Source organism: Vibrio sp. D431a (genome assembly GCF_030248655.1).
GTDB lineage: Bacteria > Pseudomonadota > Gammaproteobacteria > Enterobacterales > Vibrionaceae > Vibrio > Vibrio alginolyticus.
In genome coordinates this window covers 148,302-157,204 of record NZ_JAHGAP010000003.1, presented here as the reverse complement: position 1 = coordinate 157,204, position 8,903 = coordinate 148,302, and the positions used below count along the sequence as shown (strand labels likewise).

The window sequence follows — 8,903 nt, the reverse complement described above, 5'->3', positions numbered from 1 at the left end:
TTCAGTGGAACTGGTGAAGCAGGGGCTACAGTAACTCTCACAATTAATGGGAAAAACTACTCTACGGAAGTTCTGGAGAGCGGTACTTGGTCACTAAAAGTTTCAGATCTACTTAGCGACGGTGATTACGACTGGACTGTTGTTTCTGTAGATAAATCAGGCAACCGCGCAGAAGAAAGTGGTCAAGTTACTATTGATACCGTTACTGAAATTGATGGTGGTCTGGACTCTAATTCCGATTCAGGGACAAAGGTTAATTATACAAATGACAAAACGCCAACCTTTACCGGAACTGGTGAGATAGGGGCTACAGTTACGCTCGTGATCAACAAGAAGTCATACAACGTTAAAGTTGATGAATCGGGTAACTGGGAGATTAATGTCCCTAACGAGCTGAAAGACGGGGATTATGATTGGACAGCAATCATCGAGGATAGTGCTGGAAACAGAGAAGACATCTCAGGAAAGGTCACTATCGATACACTAATAACCCTAGATGGAGGTCTTGATCAAGACTCCGACTCAGGTGATTCGAAATCAGATGGTATCTCAAACATCAAGTCTCCGACTTTTAAAGGTACAGGTGAAGTTGGAGCAGAGATAAAGCTGCATGTAAATGGAAAGGACTATCATACTGTTGTTGATTCTGAAGGTAATTGGTCAGTTGCGGTAACAGACGAATTGCCAGATGGTAAATTCAACTGGAGTGTGACAGCTGTAGATGGTGCGGGTAACGAAAAAGAAATTGTCGGCAAGATTGAAATAGACACTACTACATCGCTCACTGCACGTCTTGATCAGAGCTCTGACTCTGGTGATAAAAACAATGACAACATTACACGAGAGCAGTCTCCGTCATTTTCTGGCACTGGCGAAGCTGGATCAAAGATCAAGCTGACAATTAATAACCAAGATTACTCTACGACAGTAGGAGAGGATGGTTCGTGGTTTATAACTGTTAGTGATGAATTGCCAACTGGTGACCACAACTGGGTTGTAGTTGCCACAGATAAGGCAGGAAATACAAAGACGGAGCGTGGTTCAATTAATGTTGACACCTCAACCACAGTTTCAGCTCATCTTGAGTCTGACTCGGATAGCGGGGAGAAAGGCGATAAAACCACAAGTTCTAAAATGCCTTGGTTTGCAGGAGAAGGTGAAGCAGGTGCAACCGTTACACTGAATATTAACGGAAAGAATTACTCAACTACTGTTGGTGAGGATGGGACGTGGCGCATTCAGGTGACAGATGCATTACCAGACAAGGAATATGTTTGGACAGTTGTTTCAAATGATATTGCAGGCAATGAAAAAACGACATCTGGAACCGTTGAGATAGATTCTTCAACAACTGTAACTGCGCGTCTTGCTCAGGATTCCGATACTGGTTCAAATACTTCTGATGGAATAACAGCATCAGAAAATATCGTCTTTAGTGGTGTTGGCGAGGAAGGTTCAAAAATTGTACTCGAAATTGATGGACAAAGATTCGAGGCTACAGTGGAAGCAAACGGTAAGTGGGAAGTTACTGTAGGTCAATTGGATGGAAACCAAAAAGACGGCATTGAGTACAACTGGAAAGTTACGTCTACCGACAAAAGTGGCAACACGGATACGGATAGCGGGAAGATTGTTGTGGATACAACCGATCCTATAAAGCCTACGTTAAACCTCAGAGGGGCAGATGACACAGGTTTGAAAGGCGATTGGACGACAAATAAATCTGACTTCACGTTAAGCGGTAAGGCCGATTTTGGAACAACAGTGATTGTTAGGGTGGGTTCAGATTCGCACAACGTGTCGGTGAAAGAGGATGGCACTTGGACTCTGGATGTTTCGGGGTTAGATGAGGGTAACCACCTCATCACAATAGTAAGTACTGATAAGGCAGGAAATAGCTCGACTCATTCAAAGACAATCTCAATTGATAAGACCAACACAGTAGCTGGTGGTATTGATTCGGCTTCAGACAAGGGTACATCAAACAGTGACGGTATAACTAAAGAAACACGTCCAGCGTTTTCTGGCAGTACTGATGCTGACTCAGATGTTGTCTTGAGAATTACAAAACCTGATGGTTCTGTGATCACTCTAAACACTCAAGCCGACTCAACTGGTAAGTGGGTTATATCCGGTGATCAGCTTCCTTCTGATTTCGCTGACGGTGAATACAGTTATGTTGTTGAATCTACCGATCCTGCAAACAACACAGTTACACATAGCGGTGATTTTGAAATCGATACCAGTATCAATATCTCTATAGGTCTTGATGATCTCACAAACTCAAATGACAAGGATGACGTGGTTACGAATTTCAATAAGCCGCGTGTTTCTGGTCGAGTTGATGCAGGAGACAAGGTCGAGGTGAAAATTTTCGATGATAAAGGACAGCTTGTTGAAACTGTAACTGCCACCGTTAACTCAGACGGAACATGGTATGCAGATGCTAAGACGGAACTTGATGACGGTAATTATGAGTTTAGGGCTAAGGTTACGGATACAGCTGGCAATAGCATGAACAAGAAGGTTGATGTCCTTGTTGATACAAAAGACCCTGAAGATCTAACCGTGAATCTACATGCTGAGTCGGATACTGGTAGTACAGGTAACTGGATGACGCAGGACAACACTCCTAGATTTGTTGGTACAGTCGAGGCTGGTTGTACTGTTGAGTTAACAATTAATCACAAAAAATATTACGCGCAAGTTGATGAACACGGCAATTGGGAAGCGTTAGTGGCTAATGAACTATCCGATGGTGAATATAGCTTTACCGTGGTGGCTAAAGATGTCGCGGGTAATACAACTGAGCATACTGGCTCTATCACGATTGATAAGACTAACAGTCTAGAGTTTGAACTTACAGATGGACAAGATTCTGGTTGGTCAGACACAGATGGTATAACTAGTGAAAACAAACCAGTTTACATAGGTAAAACTGATCCGTTCTCTAGAGTTACGATCACTATGAATACCTCTGGTTCAGACAAGAAAGAGGTGGTTGTAACTGCTAATGCAAATGGGGAGTTTACATTAGAACTGTCAGAATTCTTTACTGGAGAAACAGTTCCTGATGGGGCTTATGACTTTACTGTGGTTTCTGTTGATCAGGCGGGTAACAAAGCAACAAGTAATGAAAAGATAACAGTAGATACAGTAAATCCTCGCAGCCTTACAGTTGAGCTAGATGACAACTCGAATTCTGGCGATAAGAATGACTGGGTAACGAACGACAATAGACCTGTAATTACAGGTACGGTAGAGGCTGGCTGTAAGGTTTGGATTACTATCAATGGTAAGAAACATCCAATTAATGTGAATGAGGATGGTTCTTGGACGTTCAGTGCTCCCGAGTTGCCTGATGGAGAGTATGACTGGGTTGTGCGTGCCGAAGACAAGTCAGGGAACGCTTCAGTTAAGCGCGGTGATATCGTGATTGATACTGCTCCACCAACAGATGTTTCTGGGCGTTTAGCTTCTGTCAGTGAAACTGGTATCAACAATAACGATGGTATCACAAAGAACAATAGTAACCTGACCTTCTCGGGCACTACAGAGTCAGGTACTAAAGTAGTTATTAAAATTCTTGGTGAGTCTTACGAGGCCAATGTGCGTTCAGATGGAAGCTGGACAGTAACAGTTAACAAAACATGGCCTGATGGCGAGTATGACGTGCAGGTAATTGCTACAGATACCGCTGGTAACGTAAATGATGATGTTTGGTTTAAGTTTGAAGTAGATACAGTTAAGCCGACCATTACGGAAGCTGGACTACATCCTGACGATGACAAGGGTGAAAGTTCAACTGATGGAATTACAAATGTGAACAGCCCACGCGTTGTCGGTAAAGCAAGCGCTGATGTCGTTCGTGTATACATTAAGTTTGAAGGTGAGAGTCGCGAAATTGAAGGCGTTATCAATCCTGATGGTACTTATTCAATTAACTTGAGTGATGTTTCTGATGGCACATACAAGTACAACGTTTATGTCGAAGATAGAGCTGGCAATTACGAGAAGAGTCCAACTAAAACAATGGTTGTTGACACTAAGATTTCTGCGAGTGTTGAGTTAGATGCATCAACAGACTCCGGTAAGGACGGGGACTGGGTTACGAATACTATTCAGCCTAAATTTAAAGTAAAAACTGAGCCTCAGAATTTAGTTCATCTTGAAGTGAAAGATGCTAGTGGAGCAGTGGTGTTTACTAAAACTACGCGAGCTGTTTCTGAAACCGTTATGTTTGAACTAACAAAGGATTTGCCAGATGGTCACTTTACTTTTGTAATGACGACTACGGATAAGGCAGGTAACCGCGATGTTCATAATGGAAAACTTGAGATCAAGACTGATACTGTGGTTTCTGGTGGCATGGATTCAACAAGTGACACAGGCGTAGCTGACGACAATCTTACCAACCAGAAAAACCCTACGTTCTCTGGTAAAGCCGATCCTAATGCAACTATTCACATTGCAATAACTGGCGACTTTAATGGCATCCATGAAGAAAGGACGTTCACTGCAACTGCTGATGGAAGCGGTAACTGGAAGTTACGTATCTCCGATGCTCTATCAGAGGGTGATTACACCTATAAGATAACTTCAGTCGACCACGCGGATAACACGAGTAGCCAACCTGTTACTGGATCAATCTCTGTTGACCTAACTGCGCCAAACCTGACAGCTGGACTTAAGACCGATACAGGTGTGAAATCTGATGACAATCATACTGCGGGGATTGAGTCCGGAGCAAATAAGGGTCATTTAGATTTTTCAGGTAGCAGCACATCTGATGATTTATGGAAAGTACAGATTGTTTTAAATGGAAAAACTTACACTGTCCCTGTAAATGGAGATGGGACTTGGGAGTTTGTTGTTCCTGACAAGCTTGCAGATGGGACATATTCTTATCAAGTTTTTGCTTACGATCTAGCGGGTAATAAGACTGAGGTTACGGGCTCTGTGAAACTCGATACTCAAGTTGTTACTTCAGCGACCTTAAGTAGTGATTCTGACACTGGAGACAAAGGTGACAACCTTACGAATTTAGGGAAGCCATCGGTATCTGGTACAGGTGAAAGCGGACTTACTATTACAGCTACTCTCTCAGGTCATGATATTAGCTCGCCAGCTAACCTTGGTTCCACTACCACAAATGATAAGGGTGAGTGGGAGTTTGATTTATCGAAAATCATCAATTTCGACCTGACGGATGGAAGTTACACGATAAATTACTCGGTAACTGATGCTGCTGGAAATAAGCATGATGACACTTACACATTCAATGTAGATAGAACCCCGCCAGTAATTGGTCTTAATGACTACAACGGGAAAGAGGTTGATGTAAATAAACCTCTAATCTCAGGTACGACGGAGCCAAACTCAAAAGTCGTACTTGAGATCGATGGAGAATCATACACGGTTACATCTGATAAGAATGGTAATTGGAGATTTGAACCGGAAGATATGCACGCCCTTCCTGATGGTGAGATTCATTACACGATCACTGCATATGATAAGGCTGGTAATAGTTCAGAGAAGAGTGATTTCTTCTACGTCAACACAGGAACTTCTGTAGAAGGTGGTTTGTCTATCGAGGACGATACTGGATTCTATGACACGGACGGAATTACACAAGTGAAGACACCGACGTTTAAAGGGATCGGTGATGCGAATGCGGAGATAAAAGTAACAATCAGGGATGCGTCTGGCAAAGTGGTTCAGACTTTAGATACGGTTGTTGACCGCAACGGCATGTGGACAGTTAAGGTTCCTAGTGGCTCTGCGCTTGATGATGGTAAATATACGTACGTTGTTGAGGCGAAAGATAAGTCTGATAACACTGCTTCGACAGAACCAAAAGATCTAGTTATAGATAATAGTGTGATTGTTGAAACTCTAAGACCATGGACAGGAAGCTACGGTGGTGGCCGCTTGGTTGATGGTGTATGGAATATCCCTCACGATAATTGGTTTATTAACGGTAAGCTTAAAAACAATGATGCTAACGCGAAGATTACGGTGACTATCAATGGTGTTGATTACATAGGTAATACTGACGACGCTGGTAATTTCTCAGTTCGTATTCCTCTTAAAGATGGAATCTATGATGCGAGCATTAAGATCGAAGATGCTGCTGGTAACACGACTAGCCAGAGTATGAAGTTGAAGGTAGATACCTCAACTGATGAGTTCACCGTCAATAATAACGATGATGTGATTGGAGATGATAACAACTGGGTTATTGGGACATCGAATCCTACGTTCTCAGGTACTCAAGATGCAGATAATGCATGGCAAGTGTCAATTCGATTGTTTGGTCTGGAAAACTACAATTTCACATTCCAATTACCAAAAGGAGTAGGTAACTGGGATTACACGATCCCTGCTGATAAGGCAATTGCGGACGGCAGTTATAGCTACGACATCGTTTACTGGGAGCAATCAGGTAGATACGTATACCACAAAGGCAGTTTGGTTGTTGATACGGTAAACGAACTAATTGGCATCGATAAGATGGAGAAGCAGTTTGATGATGAAGGGAATTGGGAAACGACGAAAATGTCTGGTTTTGCTGAAGGTGGCGCTGACATTAGTATTTTCATTAATGGTGTTTTATTTAAAACCGTAAAGGCATCAAACGGAGGGTCTTGGTCTGTAGATTTACCGTTCGATGCTAATGGTGATTACGATATTAAAGTTGTGTCCACAGATGTAGCCAAAAATACCTGTGAGCTTGAAGAGACTTTAGTTATAGACTTTATTGAGAACTTAACTGTTGATATTCCTAATGGTGGAGAGTTCAACCCTGCTACAACTCCTTTGGGTGGTACAGGTGATGAAGGTATCGCGCTAACTATCAAACTGACTGACGAAAGTGGCAAAGTTGTTACTAAGTACGCTTCTGTTCAGTCAGATGGTACTTGGACTGTTGATTTATCAGGTCTTAAGGATGGCGTTTACACCTACAAAATAACTGGAACAACCAACTGGGATAAAGAGGAGTTGAGTGGTGACTTTGTTGTTAATGCTTCGGCACCAGAAATTGAATACGTTCAGTTAGACACAGACAGCGGCGATGAAGGGGATTGGGTTACCAATGTAGTCCGCCCAACCATATCCGGTAAAGTTGAAGCTGATGCTGTTACAGTAACTATTCAAATTGGAGGCACTAAGTATGTTAGTGGAGTTGATTTCAATCTTAATGCAGATGGAACCTTTGCATTTACGCGACCTACTGATTTGTCAGATGGCGAACATAATATAAAGATCACTGCTGTAGATAGTATTGGGAATGAGTCTGTATACAATGGAAAGATTACCATTCTGGGTAGCGATCCTGAAGTTGAAAGTGCCGTTTTAAATAACGATAGTGGCATTGATGGAGATTGGATTACCAATAATACAACGCCATCATTCTCTGGAAAAGTTTCGGCTACTGTTTCAAAAATGACTATTACATTTAATGGGGCAGATTATGTAAGCGGCAAGGACTTCCATCTTGCTCCTGACGGAACTTGGTCACTAAGTCTTCCGGATAATTTAAGTGATGGTGATCATAGCTTTAAGATTCAGATTGAAGATGCTGCTGGTAACACCAATACATTCGAAAAGAATCTTCATATTGATACGGTTGCTCCTACTTGCGATGGTGGGTTGAGCTCTGATTCTGATGTAGGTAACGGCGTTACTGGAGACCTACAGCCAATATTCGAAGGAACAGGCGAGGCAGGGGCAAGTGTGGTCGTCACAATTGATGGTATTGAGTTTAAGACGAAGGTCGATGCTGAAGGTAACTGGAAGTTAACTTGGGGCAACGAACTATCCGAAGGTCAGCATTTGTTTGTTTTCTACACAGAAGATGCAGCAGGGAACCGCTCAAATCCTAATTATGGACTTGTGGTAATTGATAAGACGGCACCAGATGTAGCATTGACACCACAGGTTGATGGTGATGGACACACTGACGCATTACCTGAATTCACTGGTACTGGCGAGGCGGGAGCAACAGTCACAGTTACGATCAACAATGAAAGTCATGAAGTGAAAGTTACACAGTCTGGGCAATGGTCACTGACTTGGCCTACACACCTTGAGGATGGCACACACACAGTTGAGTACACATCAACTGATGCTGCTGGAAATGTGAGTCAGAGCTCTAGTGTGGATATTATTGTAAACACGCCTGACCCTGTTGAGCCTCCAATGGCGGCAAGAAGCTACTCGATGCCAGTACAAGAGGATTCGGTTGAACACACCGATGAATCTACACACAAAGATATGGAGATCACTGAACCAGTGGTTGTCTTTGGTGGTAATGTTGCCGCTGGTGACATTGTGGAAGTGTGTGTAGATGACGCAAAAGGAGAAGTTATTGCAGATGCTAGTGGGGCATGGGAAGCTGAGATTGCTTTAGAGGATCTAGGTTTATATAGCTACACAATTAATGTTACGAATAGTGATAATGTTAAGAGTGAGATTCAATACGGAACAATATCGCTTATTGATGCAAGTGAAGCTAGAGATCTAGATTATGTCGTCGAATCTGAAGGAAGTGATGATGTAACATGCATGAGCTCATCTCCTGTTTTCTCTGGTGTCTCGGATGCAGGTTCTTTGGTCGAGTTAAAGATTGAAGATAAAACTTATAGTGCTAAGGCTGATAAAGATGGTACTTGGTCTATCGAAGCACACGATGCTGTTGACTTTACCGTGACTCCGTACACTTTAAGCGAGACAACTTCGGGTCATACTGAAATCTCAAGCGGAAATATAATCCTCGGAGAACCAATGAGTGCTTCTTCAGCACCTGTTGTATCTGGCTTAGAAAGTGGAACCAATTCATTTGTCATGCACGATGATTATATTGGTAGGGACATCGAGGATACATAAATTAAGTTATAAGA

At 42.6% G+C, this 8,903-nt stretch carries 1 protein-coding gene; it reads left to right on the top strand.

Annotated elements, in window-relative coordinates; all coding sequences use genetic code 11:
- Nucleotides 1–8,889: Ig-like domain-containing protein (locus KJB35_RS05060; RefSeq protein ID WP_285469415.1), on the top strand; the 8,889-nt coding region annotated here is incomplete at its 5' end.
- Nucleotides 8,890–8,903 lie beyond the last annotated feature (14 nt).